This is a genomic window from Soonwooa sp. T0.1_25 (genome assembly GCF_057652215.1).
Genome location: NZ_JBYFBZ010000096.1, coordinates 1 through 246, shown reverse-complemented (window position 1 = coordinate 246; position 246 = coordinate 1). Strand labels below are relative to the sequence as shown.

Sequence of the window (246 nt, the reverse complement as noted above, 5' to 3'; positions counted from 1 at the left end):
CAACATCGCATTCAATTATAACAATGTATTGACTTTCAACTACAAAGTCAATGTTATCCGAGTGAAAAATAAGAACAAAGCAGTAATTATTGACTACCTCTAAAACTATATTGTTGTTGACTCCGACAAAGCTCTATTAATTTGTCCTCTCGATCATGATCAACACATAAAAGATTATGTCCTTGATCTTAATAATCTAAAAAAAGGAGAACTCTTTATTTAAAGCTCTTTTTCAAATTTTAGTAA

Annotated in this window: 1 pseudogene; it reads left to right on the top strand. The window is 28.9% G+C overall.

The features are described from left to right. A pseudogene (locus AC23MB_RS14490) lies at positions 1-223 on the top strand (mannose-1-phosphate guanylyltransferase); the annotation flags it as partial. Positions 224-246 lie beyond the last annotated feature (23 nt).